The organism is Providencia sp. PROV130 (genome assembly GCF_028482225.1).
Taxonomy (GTDB): Bacteria; Pseudomonadota; Gammaproteobacteria; order Enterobacterales; family Enterobacteriaceae; genus Providencia; species Providencia rettgeri.
In genome coordinates, this window is the sequence record NZ_JAMPQC010000032.1 from 17678 (window position 1) to 34729 (window position 17052).

The following is a 17052-nucleotide window of genomic DNA, read 5'->3' on the forward strand; positions in this document are numbered from 1 at the left end:
AAGCATTTTCTTAATTAATTTCAAAACTATTACTTGATAATAATTTTCCTGAGTAAGTAAATAAATAGTATATCCCCTTAAACAATTACTGTTTTAACCAAATACCATTTTCTCTTACTACATTAATTTCTTGAATAAAATTATTATATTTTATATTTTCTGCAACAGAGTTTGATGAAGCGCTTCTAGCCTGTTCATGTACTAACTCAGTGATAGCATGGTGAAATTCTTGGTTTAATTCTTTATGAATATCAACATCATCAGTATTTTTTAATCGTGTAACTAACTGAATTAATTTTTCGGCTTTTATCTGCACATCCGTATTATCAAAAGTAACAGTTGGAACTTCATATATAAATACCATATTGATAGAATCCGCGGCTTCATGATTAGCAGGATCCGGCAACAAATTTTGCCCATATTCACTATCTAAATAGGCAATTAATTCATGTTTATCAAAGCATTTAGATTTAATATTTCCATCTAACTTATCATCATAGAGTGTGATTGAGTCAGGAAAACTTTCGCCTACTGGGTAGCTACACCTAAATATATTTGCATCAATAAGCGTTGCGTTAGAACTACGGGCAGGTAGCGCAAGTTCGTGCCCATTAATTGTAATGGGATAGCTAGTAGGTTTAAACCTATCTTCTTTACCATCAACAGCATAAACTTCAGACAAGGTGTAGTAAACAAAATGATTTGGGTTAATAATCCCGCCAGAGTTATTTTCAAAAACAAAAAAATCTGTCACGTCACCTTCATCACTAACTAACTGGTGTGGTCCACTAGAAAGTAAAACAACACCTTTATCATCCGGTAAAACATCATAACCTTTGCCATCCAGCTTAAACGTAATAGTGTTTGCACTTGGATTACTATAATAAAACTTACCTTTACCACTTAAAAGTTCCATATCGTCACAAGCGGAAAGTAATATAGTTGCAGCTATAAAACAGCTATATTTTAGTATAGTATTCATAATGTTATTCCAAAAATTTTTAAAATCAACTTATTAACTAAAAATTAGAGCTATTGTATGACGCCCTTTAAAATATTATTTTCGATATTAGAAACCATTATTCAGTTATTCGAATAAAATAACTTTACGATAAATGCGGTAGTTACCAATTTAATGGATATAACTCATGCGTTATTATCACGCAATACTTTTAACAATACCTGAAAAACCTCATCCATTAACGGCGTCGTTTGTTGGCTATTGCGAATTAAAGCTACTGTACGAGTTAACTCGGGCTGTTGTAATTGCAAAACTTTCAATTCTGGATCACGTAAATGTACAGTATAAAGCTGTGGTAAAATCGCAATCGCCAGTTTTGAGCGAACTAAGCCATATAGCGTTTCAATGTAATCCACTTGATAGCGAATCTTTAATTTTAAACGGTGACTTTCCACTGTCGCAGCGACCAAGCGTTGAATATTACCTTTCGAAAATACAGCAACATCACGGTTATTGAGTAACTTCCATGGCAAATGAAATCTATTATCCGCTACAGCGTCATCATTATGGATAACAGCCACAAAAGGGTCATCTTGTAGTGGAAAAATAGCTAAATTCTGAGGTACTGAACTATCTAACACACCAATACCGAAATCAATTTCATGGTTGATAAGTTTATTAATTAAAGCGTCATTCGTTTGGTCATAAAATTCAATATTAAGCCTCGGAAAATATTGATTTAATAGTTCAGGCACCGCAGGAAATAACAGAGAACTTACGGAAGGAACTAAGCCAATACGTAATGTTCCGTCCCCTCCTTCCGCGATTATTTTTTGAATTTCACTAAATGCGCGATGAGAAACACTCAGTATTTGCTGTGCATGTGGCAAAATTGCAGCACCTAGCTCCGTTAATGTTACGGATGAAGCTGTGCGATTAATTAGCTTTCCTCCGATAACCGTTTCTATTTGCCGCAAAGCACTACTCAAAGCAGGTTGACTTACCGCTAGACGATTAGCGGTCTCGGTAAAATGACGAAGTTTCGCTAACGTCACAAAATACTGTAGCTGTTTGAGCGTAAGTGCAGGCAGCCTCTGCCAAGGTTCTATCATAATAATGTTCTTTTACTTTTATTGGATTAGCCAATATTTCGATTCATTATAACCATTTCTTATCACATGATAAATTTTATCATCTTGGCAAACGTTTGCGTTGCTCATAAAGTAACAATCATAAATTGTAAGAATGGTATCTTTATGTGCATAACAGAACAAAATAGGCGTCACGTCATTCAATCTGCTAAAGGCGAAAAGCCTTTTGACCTTCTACTCGCTAATGCCAATATTGTTGATATGGTAACCGGTGAAGTTCGCCTTGCAGATATTGGGATTACCGGCAACCTAATTGCTAGCGTTCATCCTACTGGAACCCGTACTGACGCAAATGAAACCCATGATTTATCAGGCTATTTCATTTCACCCGGCTTAATAGACACTCATGTCCATTTAGAAAGCTCACACTTACCCCCTGTACGTTATGCCGAAATAGTTCTAGCTCAAGGAACAACAGCTGTATTTTGGGATCCCCATGAACTTGCCAATGTATTAGGCCTAGAAGGTGTACGTTATGCTATTGATTCTAGCCGAAATTTACCGTTAGATGTCATGGTTGCAGCTCCTTCGTCAGTGCCATCAACACCTGGCTTAGAAATGTCTGGAGCGGACTTTGCTGGGAAAGAAATGTCAACCATGCTGAGTTGGCCGGAAGTTCGTGGTGTGGCCGAAGTCATGGATATGTTTGGTGTGCTCCATGGCAGTGACAGAATGGAAGAAATTCTAAATGCAGGAATTACATCAGGTAAGCTTATAGAAGGCCATGCAAGAGGTTTAAAAGGAGCTGTTCTGCAAGCTTATCTGGCTGCCGGCGTCACCTCTGATCACGAATTAACCTCAGCTGAAGATGCCCTTGAAAAGCTACGTGCGGGCCTTACATTACAAATTCGTGGCTCTCATCCTTATCTCCTTCCCGATATTGTTGCCGCATTAAAATCTTTACCGCATTTGTCATCACAAATTACAGTATGCACGGATGACGTGCCGCCCGACATATTAATTGAAAAAGGTGGCATTATTGCGTTACTAAACCTGTTAATTGAACATGGAATGCCAGCAACGGACGTACTGCGCTTTGCTACATTTAACGCTGCAATACGCTTGCAACGCCATGACCTTGGCCTGATTGCTGCTGGGAGAAAAGCAAATTTAGTCATCTTCGATTCATTGGAAACGTTGAAAGCACAAGCCGTGTATGTATCAGGCCAAAAAATTGCAGAAAATAACCAACTTATCAATGCATTAAGCGCACATAATGATATTTTACCACCACGAGATACCATGCAACTCTCGCCAATCACCCCAAATGATTGCACATTAAAAATTGATGGAATCAATGATGGTAGTGCGCGTTTACGTCATATTCGTGGAGCACGCTTTACCCAATGGGGCGAGATTGACGTACAAATCAAAAATAGCGTGGTACAAGTGCCGAATAATTTCAGCCTTATCCGAGTTCAACACCGTCACGGCCGCCACGATGCTTTACCTCAGATAGCCTTACTTGAGGGTTGGGGGGAATTACGCGGAGCCATTGCGACTAGCTATTCACACGATTCACATAACCTCGTTGTCCTTGGTCGTGACCCTGATGATATGGCCATTGCCGCTAATTTATTAATCGAGAGTGGTGGAGGTATGGCACTAGTACAAAATGGTCAAGTTTTAGCTCATGTCGCTATGCCAATAGCCGGTATGCTATCTGATTTACCCGCAACTGAGCTGGCTGCTCAATTTCGCCAATTGCGTGAATTAAGCAGTGAAATCGCTGATTGGGAGCCACCTTATCGAGTCTTTAAGGCTATTGAAGGAACCTGTCTTGCTTGCAATGCAGGCCCACATTTAACCGATTTAGGATTAACGGATGGAACAACACGTCAAATCGTTGACGCTGTCATCCATACTGCTAAGCACGCATAGAAAATTAATAATAATGATAGGAGAGCCAATTAATGGCTGACAATTCAATAAATACGCCAACATCAGGGAGTTGGCTGGAAAGGCGCTTTGCTTTACGTGAGCGCGGCAGTTCAGTAAAAACAGAGTGTTTAGCTGGAGTGACCGGTTTTTTAGCCGCAGCTTACCTGCTTGTGGTGATCCCCGGTTTACTTGCCGTTGGAGGAATGGATAAAGGAGCCGCAACCACCGGAACAATTATTGTCTTCGTCATTGCCAGTTTATTAATGGCATTCTATGCAAACTTACCTTTTATTGTTGGCCCTGGTATTGGAGGCTCAGTCCTTGTCGGTATTACACTTGCAGGCAGTGAAGGTATTGACTGGCAAATAGGGCTCGGCATTGCTTGTTGGTCAGGGATCTTATTTTTCCTATTAACTAAATTTGGTTTGCGTGAAGTTGTTACACGCTCTGTCCCACAATCAATTAAACTCGGATTAACTGCATCAATTGGCCTTTTCGTTGCCGTATTAGGCTTTCGAAATGCAGGATTAGTACTCGCTAACCCAAAAACAAATGCATTAATGCTTGGTGATTTTCTTTCCCCCGGAGCATTAGTTGCACTTGCTGGCTTTTTCGTTGCAATTGCACTACAAGCTCGCAAAATACCGGGCGGAATTTTATGGGCTATTTTATTTGCAACCCTCTTAGGTATTCCTTTTGGTGTCACAAAATTACCTGACAGCTTTATTGGTATTCCACACTCTGTGGCCCCTGTATTAGGGCATGTAGACTTGATTGGCGCATTAAATATCGCGTTTCTCCCTTTCTTATTTGTCTTTTTTGCTGCTGAGTTTTTCTCAACTATGGGGACAACATTAGCAGTTGGCGGAGAAGCGGGTTTATTAGATAAAGAAGGGAATATGCCAAATATTAACCGTCCCTTTATCGTTGACTCAATTGCTGCAGCATTAGGGCCATGGGTTGGTATTCCTGCAGCAACTGCACTTATTGAGTCTTCAGCCGCGGCAGAGGCTGGGGGTAAAACCGGTATGACAGCTCTTGCTGCAGCCTTTATGTTTTTATTAATGCTGCTATTTACACCTATTGCATTAATGATCCCAGCACAAGCCACGGCTCCTGCTCTAATTTTAATTGGACTAAATATGTTCAGTGGCTTACGAAAAGTAGACTTAGGCAATTTTACCGATGGCTTACCCGTATTAATGATGGTGATGATTACGCTAATCGCTAATAGCTTTGGTACGGGTATCGCCGGTGGGTTGTTATTCTACATCTTAATTAAAGCCGTTGCTGGCAAGTGGAGAGAAATTCCAATTAGCTTGTGGATCCTTGCGGTACCTCTTGTTTATTATTTCTCAACACTAGTGAAACACTAGACCATTAGTGCCAGAAAAGCCGATTTTTTCACTGTCGGCTTTTCTATTCTAATAAATTTAGTTTAAAACTGCATGAGCTTCTATTTCTATTAACCATTCCGGCAAAGAAAGCCCTGAAACAATAACCCAAGATGAGGCTGGTGGATTGTTTGGAAACTTTTCTTTTAATGCTTTCGCAATGTCAGCTTGTTCCTCATGGCTATTAAAGCCCTCTTTGATGTAAATACGTAGCATAGCTACCTGAGATAAATCGCCACCTGCCGCATGCAATACATGTTCAATATTGATTAATGATTGTACGGTTTGTTCGTATATACCCCCAGCAACAGTTTCTTCTGCGGCATTTACGCCAACCTGCCCCGATAAAAATAATTGTCGGGTTCCCGTTATTTCTATAGCTTGGCTAAAGCCATACTGCAAAGAATTAAAGATAGAAGCTGGGTTTATCGATTTCTTAGTCATTTTTATTCCATCATTAATAAAACAGTGAGGCAGTATAAGCCATTTACTTTTTGATTCATTAAACATCAAGCAAACGTCATTTGATTGGTATTCAGAAAGCATCAAAAGACACGTTGATTTAAGGTACCTAAGAATAAATACGAATACGCTCAGCTAAATAATTTGCACATTGCGTGACACTCATCAACTGATTTTCCCAATCAACAGAACCCCCTGTTAAATAGGCGTTTTTTGCTACCACTAGGATTGATGCCAATTCCACTGGCATTAATTCAGCTGCCCAAATAGCGGCCTCCCCCTTTGAAGTAAATAGCCCTGTTTCCATGGTGTACCACATCCGTGCCAATGTCAGTAAAACATTGCGCTCATCACCTTCTAGGGATAACTCTAGGTTAGGGAGTGAATCTAACATAGCGCGGTGAATATCGTGCAAGCCAATAATCGGTAAGTGGTAAATCTCTTGGTACCATAAACTTACCGCTTCTTGTGACGCTTGGGCTAACATGAGTGTGAACTCTGGATCTTGAGTTTGCCCTTCAAATACCCCTTGCTCGTAATCTGTACGTAACCACTCCCCATAAATTAATTCGCATTTTGCAGGGTAAGACAGTGAATTTAATTCACTTGCTAAAAATACGGCAACTTCAAGTGGTCGCCGGCCTTCTGGATCAATCGGATATAAGCCAGAAATATCCATTAAATCCCGCACAAGTTGTTCACGACATATATTCGTTATAGGAGTATCAACCACCACAAGTATATCAATATCACTCGTTGGCCGTAATCCACTCGAAACAGAAGAACCATGCAAATAAACAGCAATTAATGAATCAGAAAAATATTTTTGTAGAATAACCAAAGCTTGTTCTGCTTGTAGAGGGGTCTTCATTAAAATCGCGTCCTAACTTATTTAATTAATATAATTATAATGTAACGATTCTATCTATTCCTTGAATAAAACACAGATAAAAAAATAGCCCCTGATTAGGAGCTATTTAATCATCCATACATAGTTAAATTAGTGGAGGAATTGACGGTAAAATAGGCACTTCAATCACTGTTGGCCCATTACGCTTAAATGCCTCTTCGCAGGCTTGTTTAATGTCTTCTATAGTTTCGGCTCTCACCGCAGCACAACCATATCCTTTTCCTAAAGCCACGATATCTAAATTTGGAATATCAAGCCCCGGAACCCCCGGTGTTTCCTCCAATACTGCAAATGATTTTAAAATGCCATATTCATTATTTTTCGGAATGATAAACACAATAGGTAAATTCTGCTGCGCAGCACTCCATAAGCCTTGAATTGAATACTGCATGGAGCCATCACCAATAATTGCCATCACTGGGCGATGGCGCCCGCTGTCCCTTTCGGCTAATGCAATTCCCACACTTGCTGGTAAATTCCAACCTAATGAACCACTTGCAAAAGTATAGAATGAGTCAGGAAATTCGATTGGCCATTCACGATGAAGTTCACCGAGGTTTGAAGGGGACTCTTCCACCAAGACGGTTTCTTTTGGTGAAACTTCCCTCAAGGTGCGAAATAATTGTGTTGCACTCAGTGTTGGGCTATTGCAACTTTGTTCAGCTGCTGCTGGGTACGGTGCCATTCCATGAGGTTGTTTTTCCACTTTTTTTGTCGCAGTACGAGGCGCAACCAAGTTAATTAACCCTTCTAATGCGAGTACAGCATCACTTAACAAGCTATCTCCAATAGGAGCTCTACCCACTTCGATTGGGTCATCTGTAATGTGTAGTAATTTCAGTCCTTCAGGAATATAACTGCCTGCAACATAAGGATAATACCTAAATACAGGAGCCCCAATAACAATGGCTAAATCATGTCCTTCGAGTTTTTCAGATAACGGTTTTGTCGCAAAAGGTAACCCACCTGCATACAGAGGATGAGTTTCTGGGAATGGCGGACGTTCAGATGCAGGCGCAGCCCACACTGGAGCATTTAATTTTTCAGCAAGTTTAATGCCGATATCCCAACCTTCCCCTCTTGCAATGGCGGAACCATAAATAAGTACAGGATTCTTCGCATTCGATAGAGCAGAAGCAAACTCTTGTAGTCGAACTGGATCATAACCAATGCGCTGCGGCACAGAACGAACAACAGCTTCTTGTGCTAGTGCGGGTTTATCCCAATCATCCAATGGGATAGATAAAAATACTGGCCCGGCAGGCGGTTGCAAAGCCATTGCATACGCTCGCATAAAAGCAGCTGGGACATCTTCTGCACGCACTGGCTGGTAGCTCCATTTTACCCAGGGTTTTGGCAACGTTTCAGGCTCAATGTTGGTTAGCCAAGGCTCCATCAATAACATTTCTCGTGTTTGATTTCCCGCCGTAATAATTAATGGCGTTCGGTTCATATAGGCAGTCAAAATATTACTCATGGCATTACTTAACCCTGCGGAAGTATGTACATTCACCATCGCAACTTTACGCATTCCCTGCGCGTAACCATCTGCGGCGGCAACAGCAGAGGCTTCCTGTAATGTTTGGATATAACGAAAATCATTTGGAAAATCTTTTAAAAATGTTTCTTCTGTCGAACCTGGGTTGCCAAAAATGGTTGTAATATCTAACTTACGTAATAAATCATAGGTGACTTGACGGATCGTTTTTTGCATTGAAAACACTCCATAAAAAATATTCAAATTATCTAATAAAAAGAAAATTTAGAGTTAAAAAACTCTGTTAAACTCACACGCCATATCATTATTAAATAATTAAAATAAAACCTAACTCATTGTAATTAGGTACTATAGCAAAAAATTGATTAACGATATATTCAGGTGAATTTTCCTTTTAAGTCCATCAAAAAGAAAGGTAATGACAATACACTTATGAAAACAAGCCATTAAATAACAGCCAAATTAAACAGTCTCAATAAGATGGTAAAAAAAACCAAATATAAACCTGAAACAAAATTATCAAATAGCGTTTAGTGATTATATTTGTACTTATTCTATTCAAAAGTAACCATCAGCGATTTACTATTGATGAAAGGCCATATTTTTAGCGTTAACGACAATGAGGTCCCTAGATTTCTGAGGATGGTCCTACCTATAGACTAGACAATATTTTCACTCATTATCCAATAATGGATTATTTACCTCATTTTTCACTCTAATCTCCCATTTTCTTTTATGTTGTACATCACACTTCTTATCATTTCTTGGTAACATAAGCCTTCACTTAGATAAGTTCCCGAAAAAGCCAACTTTCTTCCTACATAGCCATCTTTAAATGAGCCTTTTCAACAGAAACCTGCTGTTCATGCTGTCTCTCGCTATTTTTAACTAAGAAAATTTACACATGAGACTTCACTGCCACCCATTCAATACTTAGTCTAGGGTTAACTAAAAGTTATAGATACCCAAACAAAACTCATTGTTAAATAAAAGTTGCACAAAGTAACTTGATTTATCGCTAATGTTAAATAACAACAGTGAAAGTTCTGGTAAACTAACTTGAGGTAAAATAATGATCCTAGATGCCAGCTACACTTTATTAGTCGCTTGTTTGGCGCTGTTGATTGGTATGTTTGTTGTCAAATACACACCTTTTCTACAAAAAAATCATATCCCTGAAGCCGTTGTTGGCGGCTTTATTGTTGCTATCATTCTATTAATTGTTGATAAAACTGCAGGGTATTCATTTACTTTTGATGCTTCACTACAAAGCATTTTGATGATTACGTTCTTTTCATCAATTGGATTAAGCTCAGATTTTTCGCGTTTAATAAAAGGTGGTAAGCCACTTGTCTTATTAACGATCGCAGTGACTATCTTAATTGCTATTCAAAATACCGTTGGTATGGGAATGGCTGTCATGCTTAATGAAAGTCCATTTATTGGTTTAATTGCTGGTTCAATCACGCTTACGGGTGGCCACGGCAATGCAGGGGCTTGGGGACCAATATTAGCTGATAAATATGGTGTGACAGGTGCTGTTGAATTAGCTATGGCGTGTGCAACATTAGGCTTAGTCCTCGGTGGGTTAATTGGTGGCCCTGTTGCTCGCCATTTATTGAAAAAAGTTACGATCCCTAAAAGCACTGAACTCGAAAAAGAAACTATCGTTGAAGCTTTCGAACAACCGAGTGTTAAACGTAAAATTAATGCCAATAATGTTATTGAAACCATCTCAATGCTAATTATCTGTATTGTTGTAGGTGGCTATATTAGTGAGTTTTTTAAAGATACCGTTGTGCAATTACCTACCTTCGTTTGGTGCTTATTTGTCGGTATTATTATTCGTAATGTCCTAACGCATGTATTTAAACATGAAGTTTTTGAACCTACCGTTGATGTTTTAGGTAGTGTAGCCTTGTCATTATTCTTAGCAATGGCGCTAATGTCCTTAAAATTCGGTCAACTCGCTAGTATGGCAGGCCCTGTTCTGATTATTATTGCTGTACAAACGGTGGTTATGGTTTTATTTGCTACATTTGTTACCTTTAAAATGATGGGCAAAGATTATGACGCCGTTGTTATTAGTGCCGGGCACTGCGGGTTTGGAATGGGTGCGACACCAACCGCTATCGCTAACATGCAGACCGTCACTAAAGCATTCAGTCCTTCCCATAAAGCCTTTTTAGTCGTGCCAATGGTGGGGGCATTTATTGTCGATATTTCAAATAGTATCTTAATTAAAATCTTTATCGAAATCGGCACGTATTTTACCTAGTGCACAATCATAAAGGCTAGGCTATAACCTAAGTATATAGTCTGGCCTTCGCTTTTTTATCTCTATTTAATTTAAACCGCTTAATTTCCTTTCACCATTTTCAGCACAAAATGAATAGTTGTTCAGATTAATTGGTATTAATTCGGTAGAATATGCGAATTAATACCAATAGTCGGTTTCTGTGAGTAAAGGCAAATAATAGGTTTCTTAAAATGAAATTAAGGCATCTCGATATTTTTTATGCGGTCATGACCTGTGGTTCTCTAACTCGTGCAGCAGAGGTTTTACATATCTCACAACCCGCTGCCAGCAAGGCCTTAAAACATGCGGAACAACAACTTGGCTTAGTACTATTCCAGAGAATTAGAGGAAAGCTAATTCCCACAGCTGAGGCAAACCTGCTATTTGAAGAAGCGAAGGAAGTTTATCATAATTTAGATAAGCTCAGAATTTTAGCTCAAAATTTATCACGTGACCCGCAAGGCAAATTAGCCATTGGTTGCTTACCTAGCTTAGGGCTAAACTTAGTACCTGAAGTGACCGCTCAATTTATTAAAAAACACCCTAATATCAAACTCACGATCGGTACACATCATACAACCGATATTCTGCAGTTATTAACCCAACAAGATCTCGATATTGGTATTGGCTTTAATCTTGAAATTGAAGGCGGTATTACGGTTTTACCTATTGCAGATATCCCATTAGTTTATGTGGATAGCAAATTACCATTACACTCACCAGTCTCCCTCACTGATATTGACCAGGAGCGTTGGATCCACCCTGGCTCTGATTCTTTATCTCAGCTATTACAAAAACGTCATGAGTTTGCAGAATCAAATATTAGTGTGCATACCTATCATATGGCCGCAGAATTTGTCCAAGCTGGTTTAGGTTGTAGTATTACCGATATTTTTTCAGCCGAACATACATTACCTGAATCAATGATTTACCCTTTACAGGAAGGCTTACACCTTGCCGTATCCGTTTTTCATCGCGCAGACAAACCATTAACTAAGGCTGCACAGAATTATGTTAATACCTTGGCATCCACACTTGAAAAAAGAAATAAAGTAGTTAACCAAAAGTTATACTCTGGTAATGAAAACTCAATTGTTTAGTTAGCTTATTCACCGTTAAATAATAACATCTTGGTTATTATGGGTTACGGATTATTATGACTAAACATGTGGTGGTTATTGGAGCTGGTGTGATTGGTTTAAGCACCGCCTATGCATTAATTAAAGCAGGCCAAACCGTAACATTAGTTGAATCTGATACAGATGTCGGTATGCACACCAGTTTTGCTAACGGTGGGCAACTCAGCTATCGCTATGTTTCTCCTCTTGCTGATGCAGGCGTTCCTTTACAAGGCCTACGTTGGATGGGGAAAAATGACTCCCCCTTAAATTTAAAAATAACGCCTTCATTACAACAGTGGTCTTGGCTAGCGCAATTTACATTAGCTTGTAACCGTAAAACCAATAAAATTAATGGTACCCACCTTTTACGTTTATCGCTCCTAAGCCAAGAAATAATGAATAAATGGCGTAACAATGGTGATATTGCCGATTTTGCTTGGGAAAAATCAGGGAAATTAATTATCCATCGCGATCATAAAAGTTTTCAAAAAGCCAGTGAAACGGTTGATAAACAATTTCAAAAAGTATTAACACCCGCTGAAATTATTGAACTAGAGCCTTCTTTAAAGAATATACAGTCTCAACTAGTCGGGGCAATATATGCTCCTGATGATGAGAGTGCAGATTGTTATTTATTTTGCAAAAATCTACTGCAATATTTACTCATGCAACCGCAATTTAAGCTTTGTTTGCAGCACAGTGTTAAATCTTTCATTACACAAGATAACAGCATTACAGGAATAGCCACTCACCAGGGAACTATCCAAGCTGATGATTTTATTGTTTGCGCAGGTAATGGTAGCCGCGAGTTATTAAAACCTCTGAATATTAATGTCCCTATTTTAGGGTTAAAAGGATATAGTCTAAGTGTCAAATATCCGCAAGCTGAGCATATTGTTCCGAAAATTAACGTCACTGATTACGGCAATAAAATTGTCTATGCCAAACTTAATGATCAATTACGTATTGCTGCAATGGTTGATATTGGTTATGACAGCCAAGGCTTACGTGAAAATAGAATACAAGCTCTTAAGAAGATTATTAAACATACCTTTCCTGAATTACCTAAAATCGACGATGCTGAAAGCTGGTGTGGGTTACGTCCCTCAACGCCAAAGGGCCCACCGATATTAGGAAAAACAACCTATAAAAATTTATGGCTTAATATTGGACATGGTAGTTTAGGATTTACTCTTGCCGCAGGCAGCGCGGAAATATTGACTCAATTAATTACAGAACAAAAAACGCCAATTTCATTAACTGGATTAACGAGGTAATCATGTCCATCAAACGTAACAACCCGAAACCACGCTTAGCTGATAGTGTTGAATATGCAGGGATAGTTTATTTATCAGGGCAAGTACCTAATGACCTAACAGGTGATATTACCCAGCAAACTGAAGATGTTTTAGCTAAAATTGATACGTTATTAGCAGCCAGCAACAGTAATAAAACACAAATTTTATCTGCTCAAGTTTGGATTAAAAATATGGCGAGAGATTTCTCTGCCTTTAATGCAGTATGGGAAAATTGGATGCCTGTGGAAAATAGCCCAGCTCGTGCAGCAGTTGAAGCAAATATGGCACGCGAGCAAGTCCTTGTTGAAATTATGGTGATTGCGGCTCAGCGTTGATCTCTGTTTAGTGATATTTTAAATATAAAAAAGCAGTGAAGCTGACTGCTTTTTATTACTCTACCAATTTAATCTTCTATTTAATTTTATAATATCCGATTAAATAATGAATTTAATCAATTTCGTTAGACTTATTATAAAATAAAGACTTTCATTTTCACCCTCCTTAACTATTATCAAATCAATTTCAATAAAAATAAATAGCTAATAAAAAATTATAAATGAAGAAAAAATAATTATTAACTGGAGAGACTAAATGAAAGAAACCGTGATTGAATATATTTTATCGAAGTTATATGACTTAGGCATTGAAGATATTTTTGGTGTTCCTGGTGATTATTCATTTCCTATTAATGACGCTGTTTGTGTTAGTTCTCGACAGCGTTGGATTGGTAATTGTAACGAACTAAATGCAGCCTATGCCGCTGATGGCTATGCTCGAATAAAAGGTGCCGCTGCATTATCAACCACATTTGGCGTTGGCGAATTAAGCGCACTCAACGCAATAGCGGGTTCCTATGCAGAAAGGTTACCGATATTTCATCTTGTCGGAATGCCACCAAGCCAATCAAAGAAAAAACGTCTAATTAACCATCATTCTTTAGGTGATGGTGATTATGATGTTTTCTATAAAATGAGCCAGCATATTGTCTGCGCCCATGCCATTATAACCCCAGAAAATTGTATTGAAGAAACAGAGCGATTAATCACTTGTGCCTTACACGAGCGTCGCCCAGTTTATTTTGGATTACCTGCTGATTATGCTGTAAAAACTGTAGTTAAGTCACCTCATAATATGGTTCCATTAATACCAAAAACCAATCCAGAAATACTAAAAAACATTATCCATCTCATCTTAAATAAATTAATAAATAGCCAGCAACCCTGTTTATTAGCAGGGTCAATATCTCTACGTTTAGGATTACAAAAAAGCTTACAAACTATTATCGAAAAAACCAATATTCCCTATACAACCTTTTATATGGATAAGAGTGTTTTAGATGAAACTAATACACAATATATTGGAATGTATGCGGGGGAGTTCATCAATCCACAAGTGACTTCATTTGTAGAAAACTGTGATTGTGTTTTAAATATCGGCACTATAATGTCAGATTTTAATACTGCTTGTTACACCTCTAATATTGAAGAGGGAAACATAATACACATTATGGATAATTACGTTGTGATTAGTGGCCAACGCTACGATGAGATTTATATGAAGGATGTCATCTCATCGTTAAAAGATAAATTGACATCAACTTCTAATTATTATTTTTATCATAATAATTACCCTAAAGCACAATCACTTGGTACACCAATAAATTCAAAAACACAAGAAATAACGGAAACATTCTTATACCCTCGTTTAGAAAAAATGCTCAAGCCTAACGATATTATATTTGGTGATACAGGAACATTTACCATGGGCTTATCATTTGCACTTTTACCTAAGGGGGCATCATTTCATTCTCAATCTTTATGGGGATCAATTGGCTGGGCCACTCCTGCTGCATTAGGAGCAGCTTTAGCATCTCCCTCCAGCCGTCTTATTTTAATAACTGGTGAAGGTGCTCACCAATTAACAATACAAGAAATTAGTCAATTTTCACGATTTGGGCTTAAGCCTATTATTTTTGTTCTAAATAACGACGGCTACCTTATCGAACGACTATTTTGTAAAGAACCTGAATATTATTATAACGATGTTACTCAATGGAATTATGCACAACTACCTTCGGCATTTGGGTGCGATGATTGGTATTGCCAAAAAGTAACAACCTGCGATGAACTCAATGATGCCTTACAACATATTGAAACTCTCGATAGCGCAGCTTACATTGAAATAATGACAGACAGGTATGACGCATCAAAGTATTTAGTAAAAATGGGAGAAGCTATTACATCTATATACTAACTATATTGTTTGTAGCTAGCTCCGCCATCTAAAATGGCGTGAGCTATTAGAAATAAAATTACATTGTATTTAATTTATACTCACTAACTTTTTCGTTTTACATGTAATCTCTGATGAGATCACGCCATTTTTATAAGCAACAATGTCGGCCATTATCGCTAAAGCAATTTCTGGCGGTGTTTTACTACCAATTGGAATACCAATCGGAGCATGAATGCGTTCTATTTCCTCTTCCGTCATCCCACCGGATGCTATAAGCCGTTCACGACGGCGAGCACTAGTTCTTACTGACCCCATTGCACCAATGTAAAAAGCATCTGTATTAACCGACTCCATCAGTGTTAAATCATCAATACGGGGATCATGGGTTAAGGAAACAATGGCGGTATTTGGAGAGCAACCCTGTTCTTCTAAATAGCGGGCGGGAAATAAAGAAATAACCTCAACTTGAGATGGAATTTGTGGTGCAAACCGCGCTATTTCTTCTTCTCGGTGATCGCAAATAATGACCTCAAAACCTAATGTTAACGCAAAATTAGCGCAATAAGCCCCCACAGTGGAAATGCCTGCAATGATTAGGCGAGGAGGAGCCGCAATGTATAACTGAATTTTATCGCCATCACGTTCTATCTGTGTTGGTTGTTCTGACTTATTAGCTATATGAATTTCACCACTCTGCGGCAATAGAACTTTTTTGATAATGGCAGAATAACCTAATAACGCATTTTGGATCTCAACGAGATAATTAAGTGATTTTTCATTATTTGGTAGATATTCAATCAAAACATCTAAACTACCATCACAGGGTAAATTAACTTTAGTCTCAATCCCGCCTCTTCCATAGCGAACAACTTGGCTGCTACTCACATAATTATTATTTTTTATGCGCTGAATAAAATCCTCTTCAATACATCCACCAGAAAGTGAACCTATATATTGACCGTCCTGTTTTGCAACCAACAAAGAACCCGGGCTTCTCGGCGAAGAACCATAGGTATTTAATACGGTACATAACCAAATTGGTTGCTCTTTTATCCAAGCAACGGCTTGAGAGATAACAAAAACATCTTCACGCAACATATTCATCCCTTATTCGTTATCAACACTTGGATAATCAATATCTTTCACAACATTTTCATCATTTATGTCCAGTTTATAGACAAAATTATCCTGTAATATTGATTTTGCCCCTTCATCGCCGGACAATTTAATTAAATCTGAATAATATTTTGCAGATATTCCCACTGGATGCCCCGGTAAACTATTATATACTGGCCGTACTAACGTATGTTGTTTTAATTCATTTGCTATACGTATAAATAATCTACTATTGATGTATGGCATATCTGCTAAATGAATTATCCACCCATCTAAATTTGAAGTGTTTTTAACACCAAATGCGATTGAATCACCTAACCCAGTACTATTTATCAATGAGTATGGAATATTAAATTGTAAACAATTATTAATGACGCCTTCATTCTCAGGCCGAGTTACTACATGAATAGGAATTCCGCTATCTATTGAATTAAAAAGTGTTTTTTCAAATACCGTGCTTTTCCCTAGCCCAAAATTTAATTTACTGCCTTTACCTCCAGCGTTTTGAAAACGCTCACTTTTTCCTGCTGCCAATATCAAAATACAAATATTCATGGTTTTTATTCTAAATCGATATACTGATTGCGTATCTCATAAATAAAGTATATTCAGTAAGATCACAAGAACTACCTATCATTAATTTGAAAATTATTAAGAGAAGTATAATATTAATGTGATACAAATAATTTTGATGTAACTATAAAAATAAAAATACCGATGTAATAA

The 17052-nt window shown here is 38.1% G+C and carries 14 protein-coding genes; 7 read left to right on the forward strand and 7 right to left on the reverse strand.

Features of this window, described 5'->3' with window-relative positions; all coding sequences use genetic code 11:
- Positions 1–85: 85 nt before the first annotated feature.
- Both PSF28_RS20375 and PSF28_RS20380 read right to left on the reverse strand, forming a co-directional pair.
- Positions 86–982 carry a hypothetical protein gene (locus tag PSF28_RS20375; protein WP_272666491.1) on the reverse strand — a complete coding sequence of 299 codons (897 nt, stop codon included), beginning with the start codon at positions 980–982 and terminating at the stop codon, positions 86–88.
- Between the two features lie 164 nt (positions 983–1146).
- A complete protein-coding gene (locus PSF28_RS20380; RefSeq protein ID WP_210838088.1) occupies positions 1147–2073 on the reverse strand; it encodes a LysR family transcriptional regulator in 927 nt (308 codons plus the stop codon).
- Positions 2074–2217: 144 nt separating this feature from the next.
- On the opposite strand from PSF28_RS20380, the gene PSF28_RS20385 reads away from it, so the two are divergent.
- Positions 2218–3993, forward strand: a complete 1776-nt coding sequence (locus tag PSF28_RS20385; protein ID WP_210838087.1) for an adenine deaminase — start codon at positions 2218–2220, stop codon at positions 3991–3993.
- A gap of 32 nt (positions 3994–4025) precedes the next feature.
- Positions 4026–5369 carry an NCS2 family permease gene (locus PSF28_RS20390; protein WP_210838085.1) on the forward strand — a complete coding sequence of 448 codons (1344 nt, stop codon included), beginning with the start codon at positions 4026–4028 and terminating at the stop codon, positions 5367–5369.
- A gap of 57 nt (positions 5370–5426) precedes the next feature.
- On the opposite strand, the gene PSF28_RS20395 is transcribed toward PSF28_RS20390, so the two are convergent.
- The 3 genes from PSF28_RS20395 to mdlC form a co-directional block, all read right to left on the reverse strand.
- The gene (locus tag PSF28_RS20395) at positions 5427–5831 is read right to left on the reverse strand and encodes a RidA family protein (RefSeq protein WP_210838083.1); all 405 of its coding nucleotides are present in this window, start codon (positions 5829–5831) and stop codon (positions 5427–5429) included.
- Between the two features lie 127 nt (positions 5832–5958).
- Complete coding sequence (locus PSF28_RS20400; RefSeq protein WP_210838081.1) at positions 5959–6720, reverse strand: aminoglycoside adenylyltransferase domain-containing protein; 762 nt, start codon at positions 6718–6720, stop codon at positions 5959–5961.
- 124 nt (positions 6721–6844) lie between these two features.
- Positions 6845–8473, reverse strand: coding sequence for a benzoylformate decarboxylase (gene mdlC, locus PSF28_RS20405; protein WP_272685574.1), 1629 nt, complete (start codon positions 8471–8473; stop codon positions 6845–6847).
- Positions 8474–9329: 856 nt separating this feature from the next.
- Here mdlC and gltS point away from each other — a divergent pair.
- The 5 genes from gltS to PSF28_RS20430 all read left to right on the forward strand — a co-directional run bounded on the left by gltS (position 9330) and on the right by PSF28_RS20430 (position 15228).
- Positions 9330–10535: a sodium/glutamate symporter gene (gene gltS / locus PSF28_RS20410; RefSeq protein ID WP_210838077.1), complete on the forward strand. Its 1206-nt coding sequence runs from the start codon at positions 9330–9332 to the stop codon at positions 10533–10535.
- A 212-nt stretch (positions 10536–10747) separates the two neighbouring features.
- Positions 10748–11656, forward strand: a complete 909-nt coding sequence (locus tag PSF28_RS20415) for a LysR family transcriptional regulator (protein ID WP_272666486.1) — start codon at positions 10748–10750, stop codon at positions 11654–11656.
- A gap of 56 nt (positions 11657–11712) precedes the next feature.
- Positions 11713–12954, forward strand: a complete 1242-nt coding sequence (locus tag PSF28_RS20420; protein ID WP_272685575.1) for a D-amino acid dehydrogenase — start codon at positions 11713–11715, stop codon at positions 12952–12954.
- 2 nt (positions 12955–12956) lie between these two features.
- Positions 12957–13310 carry a RidA family protein gene (locus PSF28_RS20425; RefSeq protein ID WP_004913831.1) on the forward strand — a complete coding sequence of 118 codons (354 nt, stop codon included), beginning with the start codon at positions 12957–12959 and terminating at the stop codon, positions 13308–13310.
- Between the two features lie 256 nt (positions 13311–13566).
- Positions 13567–15228, forward strand: coding sequence for an alpha-keto acid decarboxylase family protein (locus PSF28_RS20430; RefSeq protein ID WP_210838073.1), 1662 nt, complete (start codon positions 13567–13569; stop codon positions 15226–15228).
- A gap of 69 nt (positions 15229–15297) precedes the next feature.
- Here the strand turns inward: PSF28_RS20430 and PSF28_RS20435 are convergent, their stop codons facing one another.
- A complete protein-coding gene (locus PSF28_RS20435) occupies positions 15298–16308 on the reverse strand; it encodes an XdhC family protein (protein WP_109912020.1) in 1011 nt (336 codons plus the stop codon).
- 9 nt (positions 16309–16317) lie between these two features.
- Positions 16318–16881 (reverse strand): nucleotidyltransferase family protein, encoded by a 564-nt coding sequence (locus PSF28_RS20440; RefSeq protein ID WP_004913840.1) that lies wholly within the window; start codon positions 16879–16881, stop codon positions 16318–16320.
- Between the last annotated feature and the right edge of the window lie 171 nt (positions 16882–17052).

Coding starts and splice junctions, on each gene's coding strand:
- mdlC (WP_272685574.1), bottom strand. CDS start 8,473: ATGCAAAAAACGATCCGTCAAGTCACCTATGATTTATTACGTAAGTTA.
- PSF28_RS20380 (WP_210838088.1), bottom strand. CDS start 2,073: ATGATAGAACCTTGGCAGAGGCTGCCTGCACTTACGCTCAAACAGCTA.
- PSF28_RS20395 (WP_210838083.1), bottom strand. CDS start 5,831: ATGACTAAGAAATCGATAAACCCAGCTTCTATCTTTAATTCTTTGCAG.
- gltS (WP_210838077.1), top strand. CDS start 9,330: ATGATCCTAGATGCCAGCTACACTTTATTAGTCGCTTGTTTGGCGCTG.
- PSF28_RS20415 (WP_272666486.1), top strand. CDS start 10,748: ATGAAATTAAGGCATCTCGATATTTTTTATGCGGTCATGACCTGTGGT.
- PSF28_RS20385 (WP_210838087.1), top strand. CDS start 2,218: ATGTGCATAACAGAACAAAATAGGCGTCACGTCATTCAATCTGCTAAA.
- PSF28_RS20390 (WP_210838085.1), top strand. CDS start 4,026: ATGGCTGACAATTCAATAAATACGCCAACATCAGGGAGTTGGCTGGAA.
- PSF28_RS20420 (WP_272685575.1), top strand. CDS start 11,713: ATGACTAAACATGTGGTGGTTATTGGAGCTGGTGTGATTGGTTTAAGC.
- PSF28_RS20425 (WP_004913831.1), top strand. CDS start 12,957: ATGTCCATCAAACGTAACAACCCGAAACCACGCTTAGCTGATAGTGTT.
- PSF28_RS20440 (WP_004913840.1), bottom strand. CDS start 16,881: ATGAATATTTGTATTTTGATATTGGCAGCAGGAAAAAGTGAGCGTTTT.
- PSF28_RS20400 (WP_210838081.1), bottom strand. CDS start 6,720: ATGAAGACCCCTCTACAAGCAGAACAAGCTTTGGTTATTCTACAAAAA.
- PSF28_RS20435 (WP_109912020.1), bottom strand. CDS start 16,308: ATGTTGCGTGAAGATGTTTTTGTTATCTCTCAAGCCGTTGCTTGGATA.
- PSF28_RS20430 (WP_210838073.1), top strand. CDS start 13,567: ATGAAAGAAACCGTGATTGAATATATTTTATCGAAGTTATATGACTTA.
- PSF28_RS20375 (WP_272666491.1), bottom strand. CDS start 982: ATGAATACTATACTAAAATATAGCTGTTTTATAGCTGCAACTATATTA.